The sequence below is a fragment of the Bacillus cereus group sp. MYBK220-1 genome (assembly GCF_051916445.1).
Lineage (GTDB): Bacteria > Bacillota > Bacilli > Bacillales > Bacillaceae_G > Bacillus_A > Bacillus_A cereus.
In genome coordinates this window covers 348,568-375,301 of record NZ_JBQAGQ010000004.1, presented here as the reverse complement: position 1 = coordinate 375,301, position 26,734 = coordinate 348,568, and the positions used below count along the sequence as shown (strand labels likewise).

Genomic DNA, 26,734 nt, shown 5'->3' with positions numbered 1-26,734 from the left:
CTGCCCCAAAATATCTTTTGGAACAGCTTCTTCGTCCTACTTATATAAATCCTAATCCCCATACAAGAACGTATCCAAGAACCGATAAGCAAACCGAGCCAATCAGCCCTGCCACGAATGCTTTACTTCCTAATTTACGGAACGTTTTAAACTCTACATTTAAACCGAGCCCTGCCATCGCCATTGCGATTAGCATATAAGCAATGACAACAATGTATCCCGCAACAACTTCTGGAATAATCCCAAGCGAATGCACTGCACTCATTGCTAAAAACCCGAAGATGAACCAAGGAATTGGAAGGTCGCGCCATGATCTTTTTTCCTCGCTACCTTCACTCTTACCAAACCATAATCCGATTAAAATCGCTACTGGTACAAGCATTGCAACGCGCGTTAACTTCACGATAACTGCGATGTCTACAGCCGTACTTCCTCCTGGCGCCGCAGCTGCGATGACATGAGCGATTTCGTGAAGCGTCGCACCTGAGAATACACCGTAACCGTACGGAGATAGGCCAAGCACTGGATATAATAACGTATAAATAAGCGTAAATATAGTACCTAAAATTGCGATGATTGCTGCTCCAACTGCCGTTTCGTCATCTTTTGCTTTCACTTGCGGTGCAATTGCCACGACCGCGGCTGCGCCGCAAATTGCCGTACCGCATGCTGTTAAAATCCCAAGTTTCTTTTCTACTTTAAATACTTTCGTTAGTCCGTATACAACAAAAATAGTAAATGTAATAACAACCGCCGCGATGACCAATACTTTCGGTCCCGCCTTCGCAATATCAACAAGATTTAATCGCATTCCAAGTAAGATGATCCCAAAGCGCAGCAACTTCTTACTCGCAAAGTTCGTTCCTGCTATCGCATCGTGAGGAACTCCAATTGCAGCGCGCCAAACCATCCCAATTAGAATAGCAATTACTAATTGTCCCATAATATTTAAAAATGGAAGCTCTGCTAAATATTTCGCGGCAATTGCGATTAATAATGTAATCCCAATTCCTTGCGAAAATCCAAAGCCCTTCTTCTTTTGTATAACAAGTGTTTGTTCCATTTTGAACCACTCCAATAATCGTATTGGAACATGCATGTTCTTTCTACTTACATTATAAGAGAGTTTCTATAATAAGTTTAATACCAATACCAAATCTCTATCATCAGAAATACTTATGATAAGATGATAGAAAAAGAAAGGAGCCCATTATATGAACGTAGACATTTTAAAAATTTTTGTTACTGTCGTTGAACAGAAACACTTCTCCCGTGCAGCAGAATTATTAAACCTTTCACAGCCCGGAGTAAGTATGCATATACGCAACTTAGAAAACGAATTTGGCACTACACTTATTCAACGCTCCCCGAAGCACGTCCAAGTTACGGAAGCTGGAAACATATTATATATACATGCAAAGCAAATGCTCTCTCTTTACGAAGATGCTAAACAAGAAATTAATGAACTACATAACGTTGTAACAGGAACACTTCGCATTGGTGCTAGTTTTACAATTGGCGAATACTTACTTCCAAAAATACTGGCTAACTATGCGAATGAAAATCCACACGTCGAAGTTCATACTTTCATCTCAAATACAGAAGACGTTTTGCAAAGCCTTCGCTCTAATCAAATTGATATCGGCCTAGTGGAAGGACAAGTCGTATACGCCGACGTAGATGTTGAAACATTTATGCAAGATGAAATGAAGCTCGTCGTCCCGCCAAATCATCCATTACTCCGCACAAATGAAATAAATGAAAGTACACTCCAAGATCAAGTATGGGTATTAAGAGAAAGTGGTTCTGGTACACGCGCTTATAGTGACCGCTTTATTCATCAACACCATTTAAAAATGAAACGATTCTTTACATTCAGTAGTATCCAAAGCGTAAAGGAAGCTGTTAGTGCCGGGCTTGGCATCGCTATCCTTTCTGATTGGACTGTACGGAAAGAGCTATTAGCAAAAGAACTATTCCACGTCGAAGTTCCAAATGAACAACTAATCCGTCCGTTTTCCATCGTGCGCGGTAAATATTTCATTCCATCTAAAGCCATTCAAGTGTTCTTAAATCATGTAGATTCTTTTGCGAAAAAACAGAGTTGACCTTCACATTAGTGTGAAGGTTTACAATACATGTAAAAGGAGTGAAATACATTGCGAATTGGAGAATTATCAAAAGAAACTGGCGTTAGTGAAAGATCACTAAGACATTACGAAGAAAAGGGCTTACTCCCTTCTAAGCGCCTTGCAAATGGCTACCGTGATTTTGATGAAAGTGCCATCGAAAAAGTGGAGCTTATTCAAATGTACTTACAAATTGGCTTAAATTTAGAAGAGACGGCAAGGATGCTGCGCTGCCTTGAAATTGAACCGCACCTGTACGACAATCCGTGCAGCAGTATCCTTACACTTTACGAAGATAAACTCAATGAAGTAACAAAGCAAATCACATTACTTTCCAACATCCAAACGAATTTGCAAAAACACGTTTCACTCCTAAAACATGCAAAAGAAAAGGAGTGATTACATGTTTGTTATACATGGCAGTTCAAGACAAAACGGAAATACAGAAGCTTTAACACATATGATGATAGAGGACATTGAAACAGAACAAATTTATTTGCGTGATCATACCGTCTATCCTATTACAGACCAACGTCATGATGCAGAAGGATTCCAATCCGTAAATGATGACTATGAGCAGTTAACCAAACGCATGCTAGAGCACGACACGATTATCTTTGCTACACCATTATATTGGTACGGAATGAGTGGACATATGAAAAACTTTGTTGATCGCTGGTCACAAAGCTTGCGCGATACATCTCTTCATTTCAAAGAAAAAATGAAAGGCAAAAAAATGTATGTTGTCATCGTTGGCGGGGATAATCCAAAGCTAAAAGCATTACCGCTTATTGCTCAATTCCAATATATCTTTGATTTTGTTGGTTCTTCATTTGAAGGTTATGTTATTGGAGATGCGAATGGACTGGATGAAATTAAAAACGATGCTGAGGCGCTGGCAAAAGCACAATTGTATAATAATAAATTCAAAAATAGCGAACAGAAATAAGTTTGACAAACCCTTTTGTATGCGCATACAATAAAAGTAATATTATGAAAGGAAGGTACTTTGACCAATGAAGTTCTAATTCTCTTATTTATTTCATCCATCACAAATAGTGAACAAAAATGATGAAAACTAGCAGGGGATTAGTCTGTCCATTTGTCGATACTTTCTTTCGAAACGATCATGTAAAAAATCGTTTATTTATGTACGATTTTTTACATACAAGGGCGACGTTTATCCTCTCTAGTGAAACTAGGGAGGTTTTTTTATGACTATTTTATTCGCACGTAATATTGAAAAGAGCTTTGGTGATCGCACACTATTTACATTACCATCACTGGAAATTCAAGCACAGGATCGCATAGGAATTGTCGGAGTCAACGGAGCTGGTAAATCTACGTTATTACAAATATTAAGTAAAGAAATAGAAGCTGACAGAGGCATAGTAACTCATCATAGTTCTATCGCCATCATTCCTCAGCTCAGCGAAGAACTACCAGAAACCGCTTCTTCTCTCGCAAAAGGAAAATGGAGTATTTCAAACGTTACCGACGCAATGAGCGGCGGTGAACGAATGCGACTAAAGATTGCGCATGCTCTCGAACAAAATGCAGGCATTTTATTCGCTGATGAACCAACAAGCCACTTAGATATGGTCGGTACAGAGCAATTAGAAAAGGCACTTTCATCTTATAAAGGGGCACTTGTTTTAATATCGCATGACCGTGAATTTCTAGATAATATATGTACCAAAATTATTGAAATTGAAGTCGGTATTATTCAAGAGTACAAAGGTAATTATTCAAACTATCGAAAACAAAAAGAACGTGAACGAATACAAAAACAAGCAGAATATGAGCAATATATACAAGAAAAAAATCGTTTAGAACAGTCCATTCTACAAAGAAAGCAACGTGCTTCTAACATGACAAAAATCCCAACACGGTTCAGTTCATCTGAATCTAGACTTTATAGGTTAAGTGGGGCTCATGGCCAAGAACAGGTTAGTAAAGCAGCAAAAGCATTAGAGACACGTCTCGAAAAACTAGAAAAGAAGGAAAAGCCAAAGGATCTTTCTCAAGCTCAATTTGACGTGCAATACCATACACCCATTCATAGTAAGGTGGCAGTACAATTCAATAAAGCAACAAAGAAAATAGGCGACCGTATACTATTTAAAAATATGAATGGAACTATTGCCCCTGGTGCAAAGCTTGCCGTTTTAGGGGCAAATGGAAGCGGCAAAACCACTTTGTTCAACATGCTTCTCACAAACGAGCGTGGCATGCAGCTATCGAAAAGTTGTAAAATTGGATACTTCGAACAAACATTATCTATTTTAAAAACAGATAAAACCATTTTAGAAAATGTTCTAGAAGAAACAAACTATACAGAAGCATTCGTTCGCACAATACTTGCACGACTTCTATTCCGCCGTGAGGATGTTCATAAACCCGTGCACATTCTAAGCGGGGGTGAACGAATGAAGGTTGCACTCGCAAAAGTATTTTTAGGAAACTATAATATGCTTCTGCTAGATGAACCGACAAACTATTTAGACTTAGCGACGCAAGAAGAATTAGAAACCATGTTACAAGAATATCCTGGCACAATACTTTTCATTAGCCATGACCGTGCCTTTATTCGCTCTGTTGCAGACCATATTCTACAAGTAGATGAGAGTGAACCTAGAGTATTCCACGGTAATTACGAGCAATACACAAAAAGAACCACCGGAGATTCTGTAAACGTTACTGAGCAAGAGTTGTTACGATTACAAACAAAATTAACAGAAGTCATCGGCCGAATTTCCATACCAAATCATCACAATGATATCTCATCTCTCGAACAAGAATACGAAACATTATTAGTTAAAATCCGGAAATGTAAAGAAGCACTCTAATGTCTTCCCTATATATCGACGGGACCTTCCGCATTTCCCAAGAAATATTGAATCTTCGACATAGAATACAAAAAGCCGTGCATCAGCACGGCTTCTCACTTTAGATACGGACAGCAGTCCCGCTCACAGCAACCATTAGCATCCCTTCGCGAACTACTTCGTAATCCACGTCGATACCAACGATGGCATTCGCATTTTTTTGTCTTGCAAGAGTTTTCATCTCTTCCATTGCGATGTCACGTGCTTCTTTCAATTTGCTTTCGTAAGCGCCTGAGCGACCACCGACAACATCACGGACAGAAGCGAAAAGATCACGAACGATATTTGCACCCATAATCGCTTCTCCATTCACGATATCGACATAATCAATAATCTCTTTCCCTTGAATTGTAGAAGTTGTTGTTACAATCATACTGTACAGCCTCCCATATGAGATTTTTACCTACTTATGGTGCACTAATTCAGTACAAATTATATTTACGAACTAAACTGAGCTTCGTATAACCTACTGTATCCTCCGCCTTGCTCAATTAATTCATTATGTGAACCTTGTTCTGCAATACCATCTTTATTTACAACGACGATGCGATCTGCATTTTTAATCGTTGCTAGTCTGTGAGCGATAACTAATGTTGTACGACCAACAGATAGCTCCGCAAGCGATTTTTGAATCGCAAGTTCCGTCTCTGTATCTAACGCAGAAGTTGCTTCATCCAATATTAAAATTGGCGGGTTTTTCAAGAACATACGAGCAATCGCTAGACGCTGCTTTTGCCCACCTGAAAGTTTCACGCCGCGCTCACCGATAACAGTATCTAAACCGTCCGGCTGTGAGTAAATTAAATCTTCTAACTGCGCACGTTTTACTGCCTGCCAAATTTCAGCTTCTGATGCTTTTAAATTTCCGTAAGCGATATTTTCACGAATTGTTCCTGAGAATAAGAACACATCTTGCTGCACAATTCCAATTTGCTTACGAAGTGAAGATAATGTCATATCTTTCGTATCAATTCCATCAATTTGAATCGATCCAGATGATTGCTCATAAAAACGTGGTAATAGGCTACATAACGTCGTTTTCCCAGCTCCTGATGGTCCAACGAACGCAACTGTTTCACCTGCATGTATTTTCAAACTAATGTCATTTAAAATCGGTTCTTTGTTTTCATATCCAAACGTAATGTTGTTATATTGAATATCACCGTGTACATGCTTCACTTCCATTGCATCTTTAGAGTCTACAATGTCAGGCTCTGTTTCAAGAAGCTCTACATATCTTTTAAAACCAGCGATTCCTTTCGGATAGCTTTCGATTACCGCATTAATTTTTTCAATTGGGCGGAAGAAAATATTCGTCAATAGAACGAATCCGATAAATCCACCGTACGTTAATTCTCCTTGCAGAACAAACCATGTACCGCATATTAAGACGAAGAGCGTTACGAGCCGCATGAGCATATAACTAATCGACGAATTTAACGCCATAATTTTATACGCCATTAATTTCGTTGTACGGAAACGAGCGTTGTTAACAGCAAATTGCTCTTTCTCAAACTTTTCATTTCCGAATGCTTGTACAACGCGAATACCACCAACGTTGTTCTCAATGCATGCATTAAAATCAGCAACGTCTGAGAATAAACGTCTAAATGTACCTGTCATTTTTTTATTGAAGTAAAGTGCTAACCATAATAGGAATGGAATGACGAAGAACGTTAATAACGCTAACTTCCAGTTGATCATCATCATAAATGAGAATGCCCCAACTAAAGTCATTACGGCGATAAATAAATCTTCTGGTCCATGGTGAGCAATTTCCCCAATTTCCATTAAATCGTTTGTAAGGCGTGAAATTAAATGACCTGTTTTATTATTATCAAAAAATCTGAATGATAGCTTTTGAATATGATCAAATAATTTCTGCCTCATATCTGTTTCAATGTTAACACCAAGCATATGTCCCCAATATGTAACGACATATTGTAAGCCTGCATTTAACATATAAACTGCGAGTAAACCGAAACAAGCCCATAAAATAAGCGTCCAGTTTTGCCCTGGCAATAACTTATCAATAAATTGATTTACGATAAGCGGGAAGCCGAGTTCTAATAATCCTGCGACAACCGCACAAGAAAAGTCGAGTATAAATAAACCTTTATACGGTTTATAGTACGAGAAAAATTTACGCAGCATATCTTACCTCCATTTTCCAAAATTAAAAAGACTCCCTAAATGATAACCATTATCAAATGATTATTCAAGTTATCCGTCTATGAAACTGAAAATAAGCTTTGCGATAGTTGTCGTTTTTTTGCTGGAAAGTCGATATATTCGAATAATTGCCGATATATTTCGAGTTGCGCTGATATATTCGGAAAATCTCCGATATAAATTTCATTTACTAACTATCCCTCCAAAAAACAAAAAAAGGTACCACCACAAGGTGATACCATTCCTTCTATTTGTGATTTTTCATAATTAATAAAACTGAAAGCTTATTATTTCCAATGTTTTTTCTTAATTTTTTTCATAATTCTCCTTACTAAAACCTACCTAAAACAATTATTGAATATTACTTTTATAATTAAGCAAAATTAAGTAACAATCATTGAAGGATTCTCAGACTGATAAAATTTATTTTAAATATAATATTTCAAAACACATTCAAACTGTACAAAGAAAAGAAAGTCTAAATTTTTATTTTTGGAACTTGATTGGGACAAGAAAGTCTAAACCAAAATCTTTTTAGATTTATATAATAACACGTCTGTTGATTATCTAAATTCTACCAAAAAATGAATGCAACAGAGAGATTCCTCTTGTACAATGTAAGTTACCACGTCCCACATATTGATTCAAAACTTTTTTTCAGAAGCAGAGCTCCAGGCGATTTTAATGGAGTTCAACCACACCGATACAGCCCGAAAATGCACGGTTTCTACTGTTATTTCTTATTTGATTAGTGCTGCGACAAATGAATGGAAAAGCTTGCATCACGCAGCCGATGTTGGTCCGAGTGTTGGACTCATTTCCGTCGATCATTCATCCTTGTCAAAACACATGAAAGCGCTAGATTACGCCATTATGAAACGTATTTTCGAAGTTATTGTTGGCAAGTTAAATCGAGCTACACGTCGAACGCTAAAGATGCCGAGAACGCTTCTTTCAATTGATTCGACGACTATTACTGTCGGTAAAACACGTTTACCATGGGCCGTTTATCACGGCGAACGTTCGGGCATAAAACTGCATGTCAGCTTCACAAACGAAACAGTGATGCCTCTTCAAATCGTTGAAACAACAGGGCTCAAACATGACGGTCCCATCGGCGTAAGCCTTGAGGATAAACGCTTTATTCTCGTTTGTGATCGCGCCTATTTTTCAATTGATAAAGTAGATTGCTACGTGACTGAAAAAGAAAAGCAACATTTTGTTATCCGATTAAAAGACAATGTTCAATTGAATCGCAAGAAATCACTAAAAGGCACACGTCCCACGGATTCAAATGTGACAGCTGATTTCACGTGCACAATCGGTACGCCACAAAAACAGACGAAAAAACGCCATCGTGTCGTGCAATTTACCGACTACGAAGGGAAAGACATGCGTGTCGTGACCAGTTTGATGAACGTGACAGCTGAAGAAATCGCCGCCATGTACAAATCGCGTTGGCCATCGAGTCCTTTTTCCGCTGGATTAAGCAGAATTTGAACGTTCCCGTGCTATTTGGCACAACATCAAATGCGGTGTTCAATCATTTGTTCGTAGCTATGATTGCCTACGTTTTACTAAAATTTCTTCACGTAAAAGGTAGTAAGAAAAAACATATCAAACCGTTGTCATTCGCAGGTTTCACACGCCTGTTTCTTTGTGATACTCTGCCGTTTGATTGGAGAATTTATTTGACAGAAATACTAGCATTCCATCGGCAAATAAACCAAATAAATACTGTATAATTTTGGTTAATCAACACATGTGGCTTTACATAAAACTAAAGAAAAAATGATTGAGCCATTACAAACAAGCCCCTTATAATAAAACAGATAAAGACTGGTCTTCTATATCTCGCTCTGATAATTCAATTAATTCGATTTCTCGCATACCATTGCAAACAGAAATCACATATTCTGCTCGATTAACATTGTAAAAATAAGAGGGAATCTTATGATCTAATGAATTAAAAGAGTTTAAGTTCATTGATAATCCCTTTCCAATACACTTTATGTAGGCTTCCTTTTTGGTCCAAATTTCATAAAATCGCTTATCCTGATAAGAAGTGTTCTCAGTAATATATGAAATCTCATTATTGTTGAAAAATCTTTCTGCTATATTTAGCTCTGCATTTTTTATTAATTCTATATCTACTCCTATTGGATAGTCTGAAATAGCTACAGCAATAGCATTTCTCGTATGAGATATATTAAATTCAAATTTAGAAACACTTCTTAACATAGGTTTACCATAGTAAGTTATATCAAAAACAATATCTTTGTTCTCAATATCCATATTACGGTATATTATAGTTCTTGTAAGCAATTCGGCATATAGACTTAATTTTTTATCTATATCAAACCTATAACGTTTAATTTTTTCTTGTTTTTCATTAGACACAAACGTTTGCATTAATTCAAACTTTGGATTATCTATTCTATCTGTTACACTAGCAAAATATAATTTACACATTTTTAATCTGTACGTTTAAACTCTCAACTTTAGAGACTACATAATTTATTAATGACCCAATAATAGGGAATTCCGATAATAGCAACATAGCATCATCAAATTCAAAACCATATGTTTTTTCGATCGCTACAATAATTTTAATAAAAGTAATAGATTCTAAAATATCTGTTACTTCACTTTCAAATGTATTTTTTTTGTTTTTAACAATACTTTCAATTTTTCTTAATAATTGTTCTTCCATTACTATATCCTCCGTTATACTTATACTAAAAGTCAATTGTAAGCACTTCCGGCCATGAATTTCACTTGTCCCCACCCGTGTATCCCACCGGCGTTCGCGTTATGCATTACGCTGATTCACACGTTCTGTATTCCGCTCATAGCGTTCTGCCCCAATGTCTTGGACTACTTCCGCCTCCATCTGGGGTTGCACCAGCACTTGCATTGCTTCTCTTAAAAAATCGACATTGCCTTCATTTCCGCTCTTGCGTAACAGCTCCAAAAGTGAGATTCTATCTATAGAAGCCACGGTTTTGATCCTCCTTCTAAAGTTGAGTCGCGTCACTTTAGTAGAATCATACCGTGGCTTCCCTTGTCAAAAGGCACAGTTCTTTTTTACACCACTACTTGAGACTTTAACGTTTCTCTCATTTGAATTAATTCAAAATAGAATTAATGGGGGAGATTACCCCCGTATTTCCAGGCGATCCAGGTGGGTGGCCTGGTAAATATTTTGAGTCTCTGTATCTTTAACAATAGTATTTACAATATCATTAGGATACCGATTCAAAAAAAAATGTTCTCCTTTAAACTTATGAAATTTCACGTTTCCTTCAACAACTTCACTCCATTTATGCATTTCATTGATATGAGTCGAAAAATCGCTATCCGCATAAAAAACGCTTACTCCACAACTTATTTTTTCTGCTTTGGGCTGAAACTTATAATTGTCCAAAATTATAAAATCTGCTCGCAAAATCGGAAGAAACATATCCATAATCTCTTTTGTATAAAACTCCTCTGGTATTCCCCCATATTGTTCCACCTTTGTCAAGAAAGTTTCATTAGTCATATTTTCAATGTCTTCTCTCTTTTCAAAAATATGTGGAGCATCTCGCCCAGAAAAAAACAGATGCCTTGGTTCCTTAGTTCCCATTTGCTTAAGTTTATAATATATCTCATAAGTCAATAAGGCTCCCATGCTGTGTCCAAATATAACATATTCATCGTCATATTCTAATTGTTCACTTATTCTTTTGGCGATATCTTCACTTGCTTCACCAACAGACTGGTAACAAGGCTCTGTGAATCGAGTTCCTCTTCCAGCCAATTCACATATACACAATTCATATCTATCCGGCAGTAGTTTTTTCCATTCATAATATGCATTTACCGACGCTCCAGCATATGGAATAGGAAATACTTTTATTTTATTTATTTCACTCACTCCTATGTTCAACTTGGGCCCACTATCATTACTATATAAACCTATAAGTATTCAAGATACATTTAATTGTACTTCTCTATCTCTCGCTGCTCTGCCAGCAACAAATTCACCATATCACTATAGCTATTCAAACCGTCTGTCTGATTATTTGCCTTCAGATATACATCATTTACATTTCTTGAAATACTTGAAATAACACCCTCATACTTATCCCGGTACTGCTCATTTTGTTCTATATCATGCTGCACCGCCTTGGACAGACTGGACATTATATCAGACGCCTGATCTGGATCCACTTTCTTTAGCTCAGATATAGAATAATCAAATGCTAGAAAAAAACCACTGTAAAGTATCATTGGATCATCCTGCTGCTTACATGCCAGATATGCTATAAAATTTGCCTCATCCTCATGCATGAAACCACTCTGATGTGCCAATTCATGTGCCATAGTAACAGGCACCAAGAAAACGGGCACATTAACATTGATATTGGATTCATAAGTAAAAGGGACAAAGATACCATTTATCCCTGCATGCGACATTAGCTTTGACATCACAACTGGTTTTGGTGTTGAGTATAAAGAATGCTCCAAAATAGGATATTCCTTTGATAACATTTGCATCGAGAACACTGCGTGTTGTGCATAATAATCAAAAGCCTCTGGTACTTGAGCCAAAAGATCAGTGTCCGCTAACTTTTCCCTTGCCAATTCCATTTCAACGGCAAGCGACTTACTCAATTTGACCAGTTCCTCCTTGCTGTAGTTCTCTTCTTTATATTCGGTATAAGACAAAAAAGAATATCTGTGATAGTTTATTCCACCCAAAATAGTATAACAAAAATATATCACGCTACAGATCGTAACTATTCCTAGAGCACCACGATAAACTACCATCCTACGTACACCTTTACTCATGATAACCTTGCGCACATAATAAACGATATAAAATAGAAAAAGTAACACAACCAACACGACGAGCCATTCACTAACAGAAAACTTGACCCAAGAAGGTACAAATCCTACTATTTTTGACAATAACGGATATACAGACCTACTGTATTTTTCCGCCCAATCCTGATGGTTCTGCGCGTATTTTGTCAGTATGTAAGCTATAACTCCAAGTGAAATCAACGGTAATCTCTTAAGTAAAAGCTTTTTTATAATGTACTCCCCCTATCCAATAAATATCGGATGTACTCCATGTAACCTAGTCATATCATTTCTTTATTTCAACATACTTTTCCTCATAAAAATCATGCTTATTAGAAAAAACATATTGATTCATAAAATCTATAGGAAGTACTTCATAAGCCCAGTAGGTACCATTAGGTCTATTACTTGAAATAACTTGTCGGGCGATTTCAGCAGCCACTGTACCCGTTAACTCTGAACTCGTTTCCATTTGTAAATTCAATCTGCACCTAACATCCTTTCCATTTTTCACTCCTGTAGCATCAATGACTAAAGCTATCCATTCCTCTTTAGGTTGCTCCTCTAAACTAATGTCTAGTTTTTTCAGGGCTTCTTCAACCGAAGACTCAAGTTGCATTTGATAAAATTGCATTGCTAAACGAAAAATATTATCATTTGCTGCTATATTGTACCAGTGGAGTTCTTGTACCGAACTAACTTCCAGAATATCAATGATCTCTTGACTTAAATACGGTTTCTTATAGACAGGGACATCCACTTCAGGTACAAATTCTTTCTTCATCATATTTATATTTTCCGTTTTAACACAATGATCACTCCAATAAGAATCTGTTTTTCCAATTACACTATGGCCACTCATTAATATATCTGAGATAGAAGTTTTCGTATAATGTTCCGCACCACCAATATAACAATTCACATACTTCGTTTCGTCTAATAAATGATTTATTACTCGTTTTAATAGCAGACCTGTAATTCCAGGACAAAAACCAGCTCCTATGTAATTTACACCGTTAGCTTTAAGCTCTATTTGCTCCTGACTCAATAATAAAGCATTGGAAGCATCGACATATTTTGCTCCTACTTCCATAGCTGCCTGAGCAACTCTATCTTTAATTATAAATTCAGGCCCTGCACAATTAATGACAACCGTACAATCAGTACAGAACGCAATCAAGTTCTCCCAGTCAGAAACATCCAGGAATTGGTAGTTAAAATTATTAAGGTTCATTAATGCTGTAGGTTCACGCCGCTGTCCGCCCTTAACAATAAAGTCTTTACATAAGTTCTTACAGATGACTTCACCAATCATTCCGCCACACCCAACAACTGCGATTTGCTCCATCCGTACGACACCCCTTTCATCTTATACAAGATTTAAAATACAAGACTAGTTATACCTTTCTCTATTAAAAGATCATTATTATGTCTACTCAACATACTCAATGCATAAAATCTTTGTTTGGCTTCCATTAATTTATGATACGTGCCGTGTTCTTCAATTTTCCCATTATTCAATAAGACAATTTCATCATATCCACTAAGAATTGATTCATCCAGCCTATGAGTAATGGAAATTCTCGTAATGCCCTGCATTTCACTTAACATACACTCAAGGTCACTAGCTGTTTGATTGTCCAACGCTGAAGTCGCCTCGTCCATAAGTAATATAGGTGATTTTCTCAGGAGTGCTCTTGCTATAGAAATTCTCTGTTTTTCCCCACCTGAAAAATGGATTCCATTTTCTCCACATAATACATCAAAGCCGCCTCTGTCATGAATCAATTTCTGTAACATACTCTTCTTTATTACTTGCTCAAACCCATCTGTGTCACATTCACGAAACAATTTAATATTTTGTTCAATCGTATCATCAAAGATAAAACAGTCCTGATGAATAAAACTAACATTTTGGAAAATGGACTGATCACTTATTTTCTCAAGATCAACCCCGTCATACCTGATATTTCCTTCATACCCATCATAAAACCCAGTCAACATCTTTAATAAGGTTGTCTTTCCACTCCCACTTGTTCCTACAATGGCATAAGACTTTCCATATTCAAATTCAAAATTAATATCATCTAAAATTTTTTTCCCATCTACGCTTAACGAAAGCCCATTTAGAGAAATTTTATTACTGAATTTAGGGATATCAATTCTTTGAGTTTGATCCGTTTTTGCCTCTCCAATTTTATTGAAATTCATTAATAAAGCCCGACTGGCCTGCCTTTTGGTAAAACCGGTTATGAGTCTATTAATGGGAACTGTTACGCAATTTAACAATTGAATAAAAGCCATAATCTCTCCTACTGTAATTTCTCCTTTCATTAGCTGCTGAGTACCCACAATAAATATGACTACAGCAACAAGAAAAGTTGAAATATCAGTAAGTGACATAATGAGTGACAACAGATTTTCGTATACCATTTTTGCTTTTTCCTGCTTGTTCGCCTTTGCCTTTGCCCTTTCAAAAATCTCCTTTTCGATGTTAAAGCTCTTAACAACCTGATTTCCAGACAATATATCTTTAATGAAAGATACATAATTTTTATTTTGCTCAGCCACTTCACCTTGTGCTTTTTGCATACGATTATTAAATATACTCGAAACTGCAAGTGGAATGATACAAGTGAGTAATATACTCAATGCAAGGAATGAATTAATGATAAACATCGCAAGCACTCCACCTACAAGCATAGCTAGCTGAACAAATATTTCCACGGTCCCTTTTATATAATCGTTTTGAATTATCGTTATATCATTTGACAATCGTGATATGTAGGTTCCATTACTCTCCTTGTTGAAACTTCTCATATCTAACCGCAAAATATTTTCAACAAGGGTATTTTTCAGGTTTAACGTTGCCCTTTTTGTATATAAATTTTTAACAGCATACCCCACATACATTCCCACTGCACCTAAAGGCAATAAAATAACGGAAACAGTAGTCACCTTAATGATATTGTCAATATCTTTATTAATAGAATAATCAATAAACTTTTGTAGTATAATTGCCAATGCAATAAACAGAATAGATGTCATGATACCAAGTAAGCAGGACAAAATAAATAAGCCTATATTCTTTTTGTATATGCTTTTTGAAATTTTTTCATTCATACTATAAGCCCTCTTCTTGTTTCTAATTTCAATTAGAGCATGTTTAATTAACACTCCAATTGTTTATTGCTAGATCATGTGCTTATTGCTCTCGAATATATAGCGTACTTTCCCCTTTCAGATATTTTGGATGGGGTCGCCACGAGCATAAGCACATGATCCGGCATCATTAAATATTCTTCATGACATCCTTAAGGAGCTCTTCTTCAATTGTAATACCCGAAACACGGGCACTCAGAATATCGTTATGAGTGTAAAAGTGCATTCCAACTCCGAGGTCTTCACCATCTACAACCATTGTTTCTAAAGAAATCTCCTCTGATAATATGCTATCTTTACTTGCATATTTATGAAGTATTCCTTGATAGTTAATGATTGGAATTAGATTTATCATGTAATCAACACCATACTTTTGCGATATGAGCAACAGCTTCTCTGTAATTGCACGTTTATCAACACTATTTTTGCCTAATGCTAATAGAACTTGCGCTTGCGTTTTGGTATTAATATCAAATATAAAATAATCCAAATTTAAAGATAATCCCAACATTTTCTTGTTTAGATCGTTTCTGTTATGTTCCATAATGGCAAATGGTATTCTAGGTAATTTTTCAAATAAATCACTGTACATAAGCCCTGATAAGAATTCCATTGCTGTTTCATTGGGATATTCGTTAAATTTCTGGATTTGTAAATCATTTAGTTTTATATCAATTTTTGTAACTATTTTAGAATCTCTTCGAGAGTTCAACCTAGATGCCTTCTTAGCAACTTCAAGATATTTTTCAATCTCCATCTCTTGCTCCCCAGAGATTTCTAAACTCTTAACTTGATTTTGAATTATTTTGCAATAATTTATATAAGAATACTCTTTTTGCGTGTTAAATCTGTTCGTTAAAGCTTCATAAATCATAGTCTGTAACAAATCTTGCGAAAATCCGTCCCATACAAGATGATGAATCGCGCTAAGTACCAAGCAATTATTCTCATCTATTTCACAAATCAAAAATCTAGATAATAGCTTGCCATCTGCCAGAAAATCTAATTCATTAACAATTTTTTGGAGATTTCCAACAGATAATAACCCTAAACTACCTTTCATAATTGGAATTTCCCAATCATCAGTATATTCGTATTCTTCTAAATAACGCATTTTCTGATTGAGCTTTGTTCTTAATGCACCATGCATGGAAATTATCTTCTTTATTGCTAAATAAACACTTCTCGCACTGCTTTCTATGCTTATTATGTTAGTGATAGCCTCAGTATCTTGACGTAAAAACACTTCCTGACCCGCTAGTAATTGGCAATTTGAAAAACAACGTGCTTTAAGATAATTGTTTCCATAATGATTCAATTCCTTCTGGATGGCGATCCTCAAATCACTGTCACGGTTATCCTCAAGCCAATTATTATCGGTATATGTTACATCCGCTGAAGTTCTTGCTACTTCCTTAATATTTTCACAGATCAGCCTTGCTGTCTGTTGATTCATTAAATCCGCAACAGAAAGTTCATAGCCTTGTTGCCGCAACTTTGAAACCACCCTAATTGCTTTGATTGAGTCTCCTCCCAGTTCAAAGAAGCTGTCTTCAATGCTGATGGGTGACACGCCCAGAATCTCTTCGTATACCTCGACTACTGCTTGCTCTTTTTTAGTTCTAGGTGCTATATATTCACGTCCCGCCAAAACATCCGGTTCAGGCAATGCTTTCCTGTTCAGCTTCCCGTTCTGGTTCAGTGGTATTGTCTCAATCTGCATCATGAATGCTGGTATCATATAATCCGGCAGTTCTTTTCTCAGCCCATCCCTGATTTTAGAAATGTCCAGTTTCTGAGTTCCGTCTGTCGCTACTAGGTATGCGCATAAGCTCTTGCCACCTCTCGCTTCCAACGCAATGACTGCCGCATTTGATATACCCGGCTGATTCCTTAGAACGCTCTCTATCTCGTACAACTCTATCCGATATCCTCGGATTTTAACCTGCTCATCTATTCTTCCCAGGTATTCTATATCCCCGTTAGGCAGCCATCTCGCCAAATCTCCGGAGCGGTATAACTTCCCCTCTCCATAGGGATTGTCGATAAACTTCTCCGCTGTTAATTCAGGCTGGTTTAGATATCCTTTGGCTACTCCGTCTCCTGCGATGCATAGCTCACCAGGAATCCCTACGCCACATAACTCCATCTCATTCAGTATATATAGCTGTATATTGGCAATGGGATGTCCGATTCCTACACTTAAACCCTTATCTTTTTCGCTGGAATAGACATAGTCACAGCATCCTACGGTAGTCTCTGTAGGGCCATATTCGTTATGAATCTTTACGCTGTCTCCCAATAGCTTCTGCGTTTTCCATGCAGTATCTGTTGTTAACTCTTCTCCACCGACAATCAGTGTTTCTAAATTCGGTACATCTACGCCGTCTGCATAAGTTTCCAGCATCTTTAAATGAGAAGGGGTAAGCTTCAGGAAGGTTACCCTGTTATCTTTTAATGCTGCCCTTAACCTTTCCTCCGTGTCTCCTCCCTTTAGTAGAAGACATCCACCACTGATAAGCGGTAAATACAAGGAAGTTATTGAGAGGTCGAAACTTAAGCTTGTAATTAATACCGTCGTACAAGCTTCCTTCTGGTATTCTTGATCTGCATACGACAAGTAATGATCCAGATTGCCTCGTGTCACCGCCACACCTTTGGGCTTTCCTGTCGTTCCTGATGTGTAAATCACATAGGCTATGTCACTTTTTTCAACAGCACACGCTGGATTTGTCTCCTTCTCACCCAGATCTTCAAGATTCATCGAGATGAATGGGACTTCCGTTTCCATAGTCTTCTCTCTTGTTAAAATGACCTTGGGTGCTGCATCGTTTAAGATATGCTCTATTCGTTCCTTCGGTGTTGCTGGATCAATCGGGACATAGGCGGCTCCACTCTTTAGCACGCCCAAAATGCCAATGATCGTTTCCGCTTCCAGGGTAGTCATGATGGCCACTCGATCATTGGGCTGAATACCTAACGAAATCAGTTCCCATGCCAATGCATTGGCCTTGCGGTTGACTTCTCCATAACGAAGTACTCCCGTTTCGTATTCGATTACCGTCTTCTCGGGTGTCTGTTCCGCATGTTTCTCGAATCGTTCCACTGCCGTATGATGCTGTGCATACTCCGTATGGGTATTATTGAAAACCGTTAGTATTCTTTGTTGTTCTTCCTCACTGACCATGTTTAAATCAGACAATTTCATTTCGGGGTTAGCTGCCATTATTTTAAGCAAAGTCGACATCCGAACAAGAAGGCATCTTACCTCGTCTAATGCATATTTCCCCGAATTATACATTACAGCAAGTTGTAAAGTTCCCTGTATAAACGCAGTCATGGATATATCATAATTGACCTCCTCCCTTTCACTCTCCAGTTCTATATTAAATCCAGATATTCCGTCATATGCCGATTTGTCAACATAATAATTCTCGAATACAAACAGCGTTTGTATCAAATTGTTTCCAATCCTACTACTGCTCTGCATTTCTGTCAGTGAACTGTACTCGTATTTCATGCTCTTGATTGCCTGTGCCTGCATCCCCTTGAGTAGTTCGCTCACTGTTTGCCCATCCTTACTCGTTATACGCGAAGGAATTGTATTAATGAACAACCCTACCGCTTGATCAATCCCTAGTAGATTAGCGTTCCTTCCCGAGACAACCTTACCAAAAACAACGTCTCTGCCTCCATTATATTTCTGTAACAACAGCCCCCATGCCGCCTCAACCACAGTACTTACCGTTACATTCAGTTGACTAGCCATTTTCTCTATCGCCTTTGTTGTTTCTCCCGACACCGCCAATTCCTCAAGTCGAGATTCAGCTTCTTGATTATTCTCGATTCCCAACGGTGGGACTGTTATCACGGAGTTGTAATCTTCCAGCAACCTGTTCCAATACATAAGAGCTTCTTTTTTGTTTTGTTTCTCAAACCATCTGATATACTCGCTGTATGGTAAAATTTGTTTCTTTTCTGCTTCCAACAGCTTTTCCATCTGTACCCTGCTGGCACCACCGTTTATCAGCTCGTAATACTTGATAAAGTCCCGAAACAGTAGTGACGTACACCATCCATCCATAATGATGTGATGTTTTGTCCACAAAAGCGTACATTGGTTTTCCCCCATACGCAAAACTGTAAGCCGCAGTAAGCTATCTTCTGTTAAATCAAACCCGCGTGCGATATCCGCCTTCTTTAACACTTCTTTTTCTTCCAGACTGTAAACATTGATTTCACGGAGTTCTATGGGCCGATCCCGTACGACTACCTGCAAAGGCCTTTCAGCCCTATCTGTCAATATTTTCGTCCGCAATACCTCATATTTTCCTGCTAGAATATCAAGACTTGTCCTCATATTTTCCATATTGAGATTTTTATGGATATTAAGTACTGTCTGCAGCACATAGCTTGTCGCACTTTTATCAAACAATTTATGGAATAAAATTCCTTCCTGTAGTGGCGTCATTCCGTATATTTTTTCAATTTCACCAGTCACCGCAAGTTCTTTCAATTCCCTATATGACATATCGGGTATTCCATAATCCGATGGTGTTTTTACCACACCTTGTTTTGATAAACTCGTCTCGACAACATCCGTAATCGCTCTTTCATAAGCCAACACAAATGCCTGAACGTCTTCTTCTGCATACAGTCCCATATCATATGTCAAATCAAATCTTAATCGCCCATTCAAAATAGCTCCATTCAGAGACAGTCCTGTTTTTTCTGAATTTTTTTCAGATATATTTCGGCCTAATGACATTTCCGACATTGATATACCTTCATAGCTATCAAGTTCGTTATCCAGTGCTCCGAGATAATTGAACATTATTTCCGCACTCATACTAAGTATTTCCTTGTTACCCAGATGTTTCAATACCCCATATCCAAGTCCGTGGTTTGGAACCTGACGCAAGGCTTCTTTTGTCTCAATGATTGTTTCTTCTACCGTTGCCCCTGTCTTCAAGACCACATAATATACACTCGTAAACCATCCAACCGTGCGGTCTATGGCTATCTCTTTATCTATTGCCTCTCTACCGTGCCCTTCCATTTCTATGGTTATCTGTTTTGTGTTTTTCCATCGATTTACCGCAACTGCCAGTGATGCCAATAGTAAGTCATTTATTTCTGTTCCGTATGTCTTCCCTGCTTCAAACAGCAACTTCCTCGTCGTTTCAGAATTAATTTCCACTACTTTGGTTTTGTATCGGCCACTCGCTGTTCCAATGCTCAGTGCCTCGGTGTTCTCCGATTTTTTTGCTATATTCCCCCAATATTCAGCCTCATCCAAGAGTGTTTCACTCTCAGCATATTGCGTCAGAGCCTCCGCCCAGTCTTTGAACGAAGCAGTTTTCTTTGGCAATGTGATTTTCCCCGTTTCCTGCATCTGCCGATATCCGGTAAACAAATCTGCCAGTATAATCCTCCATGACACTCCATCTATTACCAGATGGTGTACACAGATCAGTAAATGATCACTACTATCTGTATGGAACAACCCTATTTTCACCAGAGGGCCTTCCGCAAGATCTATGCTTGCCTGTATTTTGTTACTTGCACACTTTATCTCTTTCGCTACATCTTCTGTGTTGGTATAATCATTCTCGTACCAGTCGTACAACTTGCTTTTTTCTATCGGTAGCGTGATTTGACGCTGTCCGTGGTACACATTCCTCAGCACATCATGATGTTTAACGACCTCAGCAATTGCCTCTTTCAAGTAAGGTACATAAAACCTTTCCTTACTTTTTAACATTAACGCTTGATTGAAATGACCTGAAACCGCATGATTCTTGCTGAAAAATTCATGTTGTATCGGAATTAATGGAATTTCCCCATTGACTTCTCCTTGTTCATACACTTGACTTACTTTGCTCACCTTCATATTTTCACAGATCAGCCTTGCTGTCTGTTGATTCATTAAATCCGCAACAGAAAGTTCATAGCCTTGTTGCCGCAACTTTGAAACCACCCTAATTGCTTTGATTGAGTCTCCTCCCAGTTCAAAGAAGCTGTCTTCAATGCTGATGGGTGACACGCCCAGAATCTCTTCGTATACCTCGACTACTGCTTGCTCTTTTTTAGTTCTAGGTGCTATATATTCACGTCCCGCCAAAACATCCGGTTCAGGCAATGCTTTCCTGTCCAGCTTCCCGTTCTGGTTCAGTGGTATTGTCTCAATCTGCATCATGAATGCTGGTATCATATAATCCGGCAGTTCTTTTCTCAGCCCACCCCTGATTTTAGAAATGTCCAGTTGCTGAGTTCCGTCTGTCGCTACTAGGTATGCGCATAAGCTCTTGCCACCTCTCGTTTCCAACGCAATGACTGCCGCATTTGATATACCCGGCTGATTCCTTAGAACGCTCTCGATCTCGTACAACTCGATCCGATATCCTCGGATTTTAACCTGTTCATCTATTCTTCCCAGGTATTCCATCTCTCCGTTAGGCAGCCATCTCGCCAAATCTCCAGAGCGGTATAACTTCCCTTCGCCATATGGATTGTCGATAAACTTCTCCGCTGTTAATTCAGGCTGGTTTAGATAGCCTTTGGCTACTCCGTCTCCTGCGATGCATAGCTCACCAGGAACGCCTACATCACATAACTCCATCTCATTCAGTATATAAAGCTGCATATTGGCAATGGGATGTCCGATTCCTACACTTAAACCCTTATCTTTTTCGCTGGAATAGACATAGTCACAGCATCCTACGGTAGTCTCTGTAGGGCCATATTCGTTATGAATCTTGACCCTGTCTCCTAATAGCTTCTGCGTTTTCCACGCCGTATCTGTGGTGAACTCCTCTCCACCGACAATTAGCGCTTCTAAATTTGGGACATCTACGCCGTCTGCATAGGTTTCCAGCATTTTTAGATGGGAAGGGGTAAGTTTAAGGAAGGTTACCCTGTTATCTTTGAATGCTGCACGCAGCCTTTCCTCCGCGTCTCCTCCCTTTAATAGAAGAGATCCACCACTAATCAGCGGTAAGAACAAGGACGTTACGGAAAGGTCGAAACTTAAGCTTGTAATTAATACCGTCGTACAAGCTTCCTTCTGGTATTCTTGATCTGCATACGACAAGTAATGATCCAGATTGCCTCGTGTCACCGCCACACCTTTGGGCTTTCCTGTCGTTCCTGATGTGTAAATCACATAGGCTATGTCACTTTTTTCAACAGCACGCTCTGGATTTTTCTCCTTCTCACCCAGATCTTCAAGATTCATAGAGATGAATGGGATTTCTGTTTCCAGATTCTTCTCTCTTGTTAAAATGACCTTGGGTGCTGCATCGTTTAAGATATGCTCTATTCGTTCCTTCGGAAACGCTGGATCAATCGGTACATAGGAGGCTCCACTCTTTAGCACGCCTAAAATTCCAATAATCGTTTCCACTTCCAGTGAAGTCATGATGGCAACTCTATCATTGGGCTGGACACCTAACGAAATCAGTTCCCATGCCAATGCATTTGCCTTTCGATTTACTTCTCCATAACTAAGTACTCCCGTTTCGTATTCGATTACCGTCTTCTCGGGTGTCTGTTCTGTATGTGTCTCGAATAACTCTACTACCGTATGATTCTGTGCATACTCCGTATGTGTATCATTGAAAGCGGTTAATATTCTTTGTTGCTCTACCTCACTGACCATGTGGAGTTCAGACAATTTCATTTCAGGGTTAGCAATCACCCTGTCCAGCAACACCTTAAAATGCTCCAGTATGACCTGTGCTGAAGTCTCGGTAAATAAATCACTGCAATATACCAGATCTAAAGCGTACCCCTCTTCATACGCTGTAGCTTGTAAATCCAAATCAAATTTGGCATCAATGAAAGGAATGCCCAGCATCTCTACCTGTGCTTCGCCCATCGCAAGATGGATTTCCTCGTTATTCTGCATGGTAAACATCACGTCAAACAGCGGATTGCGTGACAGATCACGGCGTACTTCTACTTCCTCTACCAATTCTTCAAACGGGTATTCTTGATTCTCATATGCATTCAATGCCAACTCTTTGATCTCGCTTAAAAATTCTAAGAACGTTTTTTCAGCCCTTGGATACCCTCTCATTGCCAGCGTATTGACAAACATGCCGGCTATTGTCTCGGTGTCCTGATGCACTCGGCCTGAGATGGGTGTTCCTACCACGATATCTTGTTGCCTGCTGTATTTATGCAGTTCTATCATAAATACAGCCAGTAAGGTCATGTAATCTGTCGTTCCCTGTTGTTTATTTATATTTTGAATGCCAGCTTTCTGCTCTCGGCTAAGCTGAACAGACACTTGGGCTCCTTTGTAACTTTGGATTTTGGGACGTGGATAGTCCGTCACCAAATCCAAAACCGGTGCCTCTTCTTTGAATACTTCTTTCCAATAGTTTCTCTGACTCTCCAGGTTTCTGCCACGCATCCATTCACTATAATCCTTGTATTGGATTTCAAGTGGTTGTAATTCTTCACCGTTATACAATCGTGAGAAATCTTCGATTAATATATTTAGCGTCTGATGATCGGAAATAATATGGTGCATATCAAATAGTAAAATATAGTTGTTCTGATTTCTTTCTTTGACTACTTTAAAACGCATGAGCGGTGCTGTTCCGATGTCAAACGGGCGTACAAATTGTTCCCTGTCAGCGTCACTGTAGCTGTCGGTCTCTTCATATTCCACTTGGTAGAATACCTCGTCTGCAATGACTTGATATGCTCCTTCTTCGGTCATTACAAAACTTGTTCGCAGCGACTCATGACGCTTAATCAGACGATCTATGGCTTGTTGTATTTTTTCTAAATCAAGGTTACCCGTTACTTCTAGCGCTGACGCCATGTTATATGCAGTACTGTTGCCTTCCATCTGATCCAGAATAAACAATCGTTTCTGTGTAGAGGATGCTGGATAAGCTTCTCTCTGTTCTGCTTGTGGTATTGGACTATATTCGCCTTCTCCCGCGGCCTCAATCTTTCTCGCCAACATGACAGGAGTTGGTGAACTAAATATATCTTTGACTGGCAAACGAATCCCTGTCTTCTTCTCGATGGCATTAATGGCTGCCGTCGCTTTTAACGAATGTCCTCCCAGTTCAAAGAAACTATCCTCTATGCCGACTGGAGATATTCCTAGAATTTCCCCAAATACATCTACGATTGCCTGCTCCGTCTTATTACTTGGTGGTACGTAGTTCAAACTTTCTAACATATCTGGCTCTGGCAGCCTAGTTTTATCCAGCTTCCCATTTATGGTTATTGGAAATTCATCGATCTGGATCATAAAGGCAGGAATCATATACTCTGTTACTTCTTCTCTTACCGCTTCTTTAATTTGGGGTATACTTAGTTCCTGCCCCTTTTCTGCAATGAGATATGCACAGAGAATATCATCATTTCCAACTTCTTTTACAATAACGACAGCATCTGCAATATTACTCTGCTTTCTTAATACACTTTCAATTTCACCTAACTCTATCCTGTAACCACGGACTTTCACTTGTTCATCTATTCGACCTAAATACTCTATATTTCCATCTGGCTGCCAACGTGCTAAATCTCCTGTACGGTACAGTTTTCCTTCACCGAAGGGATTCTTAATAAACTTCTTATCTGTCAATTCTGGCTGATTTAAATAACCTCTTGCTAAACCATCTCCTGCAATACACAACTCACCAGGTATTCCAATCCCGCATAGCTCCATTTCATTTAGAAGATATACCTTTGTATTTGCAATCGGACGTCCAATGGAAATTGAAGTAGAGTCTGTATTCACTCTAAAACTAGTTGCATTTACAGTAGACTCCGTAGGCCCATATGTGTTAAGCACTTCTACTCTTTCCGCCCATTTTTTTAAGCTTTCTAGACTACCTGCCTCTCCACCTGACTCCAGCAAACGAAGCGTCGGTAATGCGTCAACACACAACCCGTCTATTAACTTAGGTGTCAATGAAGCTGTTGTAACATTATTTCGATCGATATATTTTTGTAGTTGCTCCATATCATAGGTTAAATGTTTTGGTACAATGCATAATGCCGCACCATTGCATAGTGCAGGGAAGATATCTCCCACCGCTTGGTCAAAAGATATATTTGCAAATTGCAGCACCGTATCCTTGTCGCTTAGTGCAAATGTCTCCTGATATGTGACCCACATATTGACCACATTTCGATGTTCAATTAAAACTCCTTTAGGATTTCCAGTTGTACCCGAGGTGTAGATACAATACACTAAATCATTAGACCTGTTAACGTGCAAAAGATTGTCCGTTTCATTAGCATAATTATTCTCATCTTCTAAATCTAATACTGGTATCTCTACCTTCCCTGGCAGCTTATTCTTATACGTCAATACAATCTTTGGACTACTGTCCTCCAGCATATAGTGAATTCTATTATCTGGATATTCAGGATTGATGGGTACATAAGCTCCCCCTGCCTTGATGATGGCTAATATCCCTACAATCATTTCCATGCTGCGTTCTGTCACTAGAGCCACTAGATCGTTTGGAGCCACTCCTAAATCCCGAAGAGTTCGCGCCAACTGATTTGCTCTTTCATTCAGCTCGGCATATGTCATCTTATTATCATCAAATTTAAGTGCAATATTTCCTGCTGTTTTCTCTACCTGATTCTCAAATAAGCTGACAGCTGTTTGTTCTCGAGAGTATTCTACATTCGTTGCATTGAAATCAACCAAGATCTTCTCTTGTTCTCTGAGATCAAGCATATGCAGATCTTTAAGTTTTTTGCCTGGATGTGTTATGGCTTCCTCAAGCAGCGTTACATAATGCCTTGCCATATATTCAATCGTTTCTTGTTTGAATAAATCTGTGCAATACTCAAAATCTATCTCATACCCTTCTGGCATACATTCAACCAGAACGGATAAGTCAAACTTTGAGACATTTCTTTTAATGAATGCACTTTTTCCGCCCAATAGGCCTTGCATTTCCGTCGGTTTTTTCTTTTCTTTTAATCCGAACATAAAATCAAAAATTGGATTTCTTGAGAGATCTCTTTTCTTCTCTACGGCTTCAACTAAATCTTCAAATTGGTATTCTTGGTTATCATAAGCCTGCAGACACTTCTCCTTCACAGCTAATATCAAATGCTCAAAGGTCTCATCCGGACTAACTTCTCCCTTGATCACCAGAGTATTGACAAACATCCCCAACATACCCTTAGTATCTGCATGAACTCGGCCTGACACGGTAGTTCCTACAATAATATCCTTTTGGCGACTATATTTGGCTAATAATAAAATGAACACAGATAGGGTAACCATAAATTCAGTAGCACCATGCTTTAGGGCTAGATTTTTAACCCCTGAGCTTAATGGCTCCTTTACCTTTGCTACAACATTGTCTCCCCTGAAAGACTGGATTTGAGGACGGAGGAAATCCGTCTTCAAATCCACCCTAGCAATTTCACCAGCGAATTCCCTCTTCCAATACTCTTCCTGTCTTGAGATGTCATAAAAATTCTGCCATACACTGAAATCTTTATATTGAACACGGTTAGAATTTTTATTCATAA

15 protein-coding genes and 1 pseudogene are annotated in these 26,734 nt (G+C 38.5%); 5 read left to right on the top strand and 11 right to left on the bottom strand.

All coding sequences use genetic code 11. The annotated features are described in order from the left end of the window. Window positions 1-40 precede the first annotated feature (40 nt). Window positions 41-1,063, bottom strand: coding sequence for a YeiH family protein (locus tag ACTFRU_RS19305; RefSeq protein WP_000438413.1), 1,023 nt, complete (start codon window positions 1,061-1,063; stop codon window positions 41-43). A 151-nt stretch (window positions 1,064-1,214) separates the two neighbouring features. Here ACTFRU_RS19305 and ACTFRU_RS19300 point away from each other — a divergent pair, with 151 nt between their 5' ends. The 4 genes from ACTFRU_RS19300 (at window position 1,215) to abc-f (ending at window position 4,978) form a co-directional block, all read left to right on the top strand. Continuing rightward, the gene (locus tag ACTFRU_RS19300; RefSeq protein ID WP_001099987.1) at window positions 1,215-2,108 is read left to right on the top strand and encodes a LysR family transcriptional regulator; all 894 of its coding nucleotides are present in this window, start codon (window positions 1,215-1,217) and stop codon (window positions 2,106-2,108) included. 51 nt (window positions 2,109-2,159) lie between these two features. Further along, entirely contained in the window at window positions 2,160-2,528 is a 369-nt protein-coding gene (locus tag ACTFRU_RS19295; protein ID WP_001219205.1) for a MerR family transcriptional regulator, read from the top strand. Window positions 2,529-2,532: 4 nt separating this feature from the next. Continuing rightward, window positions 2,533-3,078 carry a flavodoxin family protein gene (locus ACTFRU_RS19290; RefSeq protein ID WP_000497611.1) on the top strand — a complete coding sequence of 182 codons (546 nt, stop codon included), beginning with the start codon at window positions 2,533-2,535 and terminating at the stop codon, window positions 3,076-3,078. A gap of 265 nt (window positions 3,079-3,343) precedes the next feature. Then, complete coding sequence (gene abc-f, locus ACTFRU_RS19285) at window positions 3,344-4,978, top strand: ribosomal protection-like ABC-F family protein (RefSeq protein WP_440037761.1); 1,635 nt, start codon at window positions 3,344-3,346, stop codon at window positions 4,976-4,978. Window positions 4,979-5,078: 100 nt separating this feature from the next. Here the strand turns inward: abc-f and ACTFRU_RS19280 are convergent, their stop codons facing one another. Then, window positions 5,079-5,390: a YbjQ family protein gene (locus ACTFRU_RS19280; RefSeq protein WP_000637521.1), complete on the bottom strand. Its 312-nt coding sequence runs from the start codon at window positions 5,388-5,390 to the stop codon at window positions 5,079-5,081. Window positions 5,391-5,455: 65 nt separating this feature from the next. Further along, window positions 5,456-7,171, bottom strand: a complete 1,716-nt coding sequence (locus ACTFRU_RS19275; protein ID WP_000944620.1) for an ABC transporter ATP-binding protein — start codon at window positions 7,169-7,171, stop codon at window positions 5,456-5,458. A 702-nt stretch (window positions 7,172-7,873) separates the two neighbouring features. Between ACTFRU_RS19275 and ACTFRU_RS19270 the strand changes: the two genes are divergently transcribed. Continuing rightward, window positions 7,874-8,689 (top strand): IS4 family transposase, encoded by an 816-nt coding sequence (locus tag ACTFRU_RS19270; RefSeq protein ID WP_290102024.1) that lies wholly within the window; start codon window positions 7,874-7,876, stop codon window positions 8,687-8,689. Window positions 8,690-9,007: 318 nt separating this feature from the next. Here the strand turns inward: ACTFRU_RS19270 and ACTFRU_RS19265 are convergent, their stop codons facing one another. The 8 genes and pseudogenes from ACTFRU_RS19265 to ACTFRU_RS19230 form a co-directional block, all read right to left on the bottom strand. Then, on the bottom strand, window positions 9,008-9,661 hold the full coding sequence (locus tag ACTFRU_RS19265; RefSeq protein WP_440037760.1) for a 4'-phosphopantetheinyl transferase family protein: 654 nt from the start codon (window positions 9,659-9,661) through the stop codon (window positions 9,008-9,010). After that, on the bottom strand, window positions 9,654-9,902 hold the full coding sequence (locus ACTFRU_RS19260; RefSeq protein WP_440037759.1) for a phosphopantetheine-binding protein: 249 nt from the start codon (window positions 9,900-9,902) through the stop codon (window positions 9,654-9,656). Before ACTFRU_RS19260 ends, ACTFRU_RS19265 begins: the two co-directional genes overlap by 8 nt. Before the next feature lie 102 nt (window positions 9,903-10,004). Then, window positions 10,005-10,190, bottom strand: a pseudogene (locus ACTFRU_RS19255) (transposase); the annotation flags it as partial. 156 nt (window positions 10,191-10,346) lie between these two features. Continuing rightward, window positions 10,347-11,120 carry a thioesterase II family protein gene (locus ACTFRU_RS19250; RefSeq protein ID WP_042635520.1) on the bottom strand — a complete coding sequence of 258 codons (774 nt, stop codon included), beginning with the start codon at window positions 11,118-11,120 and terminating at the stop codon, window positions 10,347-10,349. A gap of 50 nt (window positions 11,121-11,170) precedes the next feature. Next, the gene (locus ACTFRU_RS19245; RefSeq protein WP_353938248.1) at window positions 11,171-12,241 is read right to left on the bottom strand and encodes a DUF3810 domain-containing protein; all 1,071 of its coding nucleotides are present in this window, start codon (window positions 12,239-12,241) and stop codon (window positions 11,171-11,173) included. An 85-nt stretch (window positions 12,242-12,326) separates the two neighbouring features. Further along, entirely contained in the window at window positions 12,327-13,388 is a 1,062-nt protein-coding gene (locus tag ACTFRU_RS19240; RefSeq protein WP_000434926.1) for a saccharopine dehydrogenase NADP-binding domain-containing protein, read from the bottom strand. Between the two features lie 32 nt (window positions 13,389-13,420). Next, window positions 13,421-15,163 carry an ABC transporter ATP-binding protein gene (locus ACTFRU_RS19235; RefSeq protein WP_290102027.1) on the bottom strand — a complete coding sequence of 581 codons (1,743 nt, stop codon included), beginning with the start codon at window positions 15,161-15,163 and terminating at the stop codon, window positions 13,421-13,423. 169 nt (window positions 15,164-15,332) lie between these two features. After that, entirely contained in the window at window positions 15,333-26,732 is an 11,400-nt protein-coding gene (locus ACTFRU_RS19230; protein WP_440037758.1) for an amino acid adenylation domain-containing protein, read from the bottom strand. Window positions 26,733-26,734: the final 2 nt, after the last annotated feature.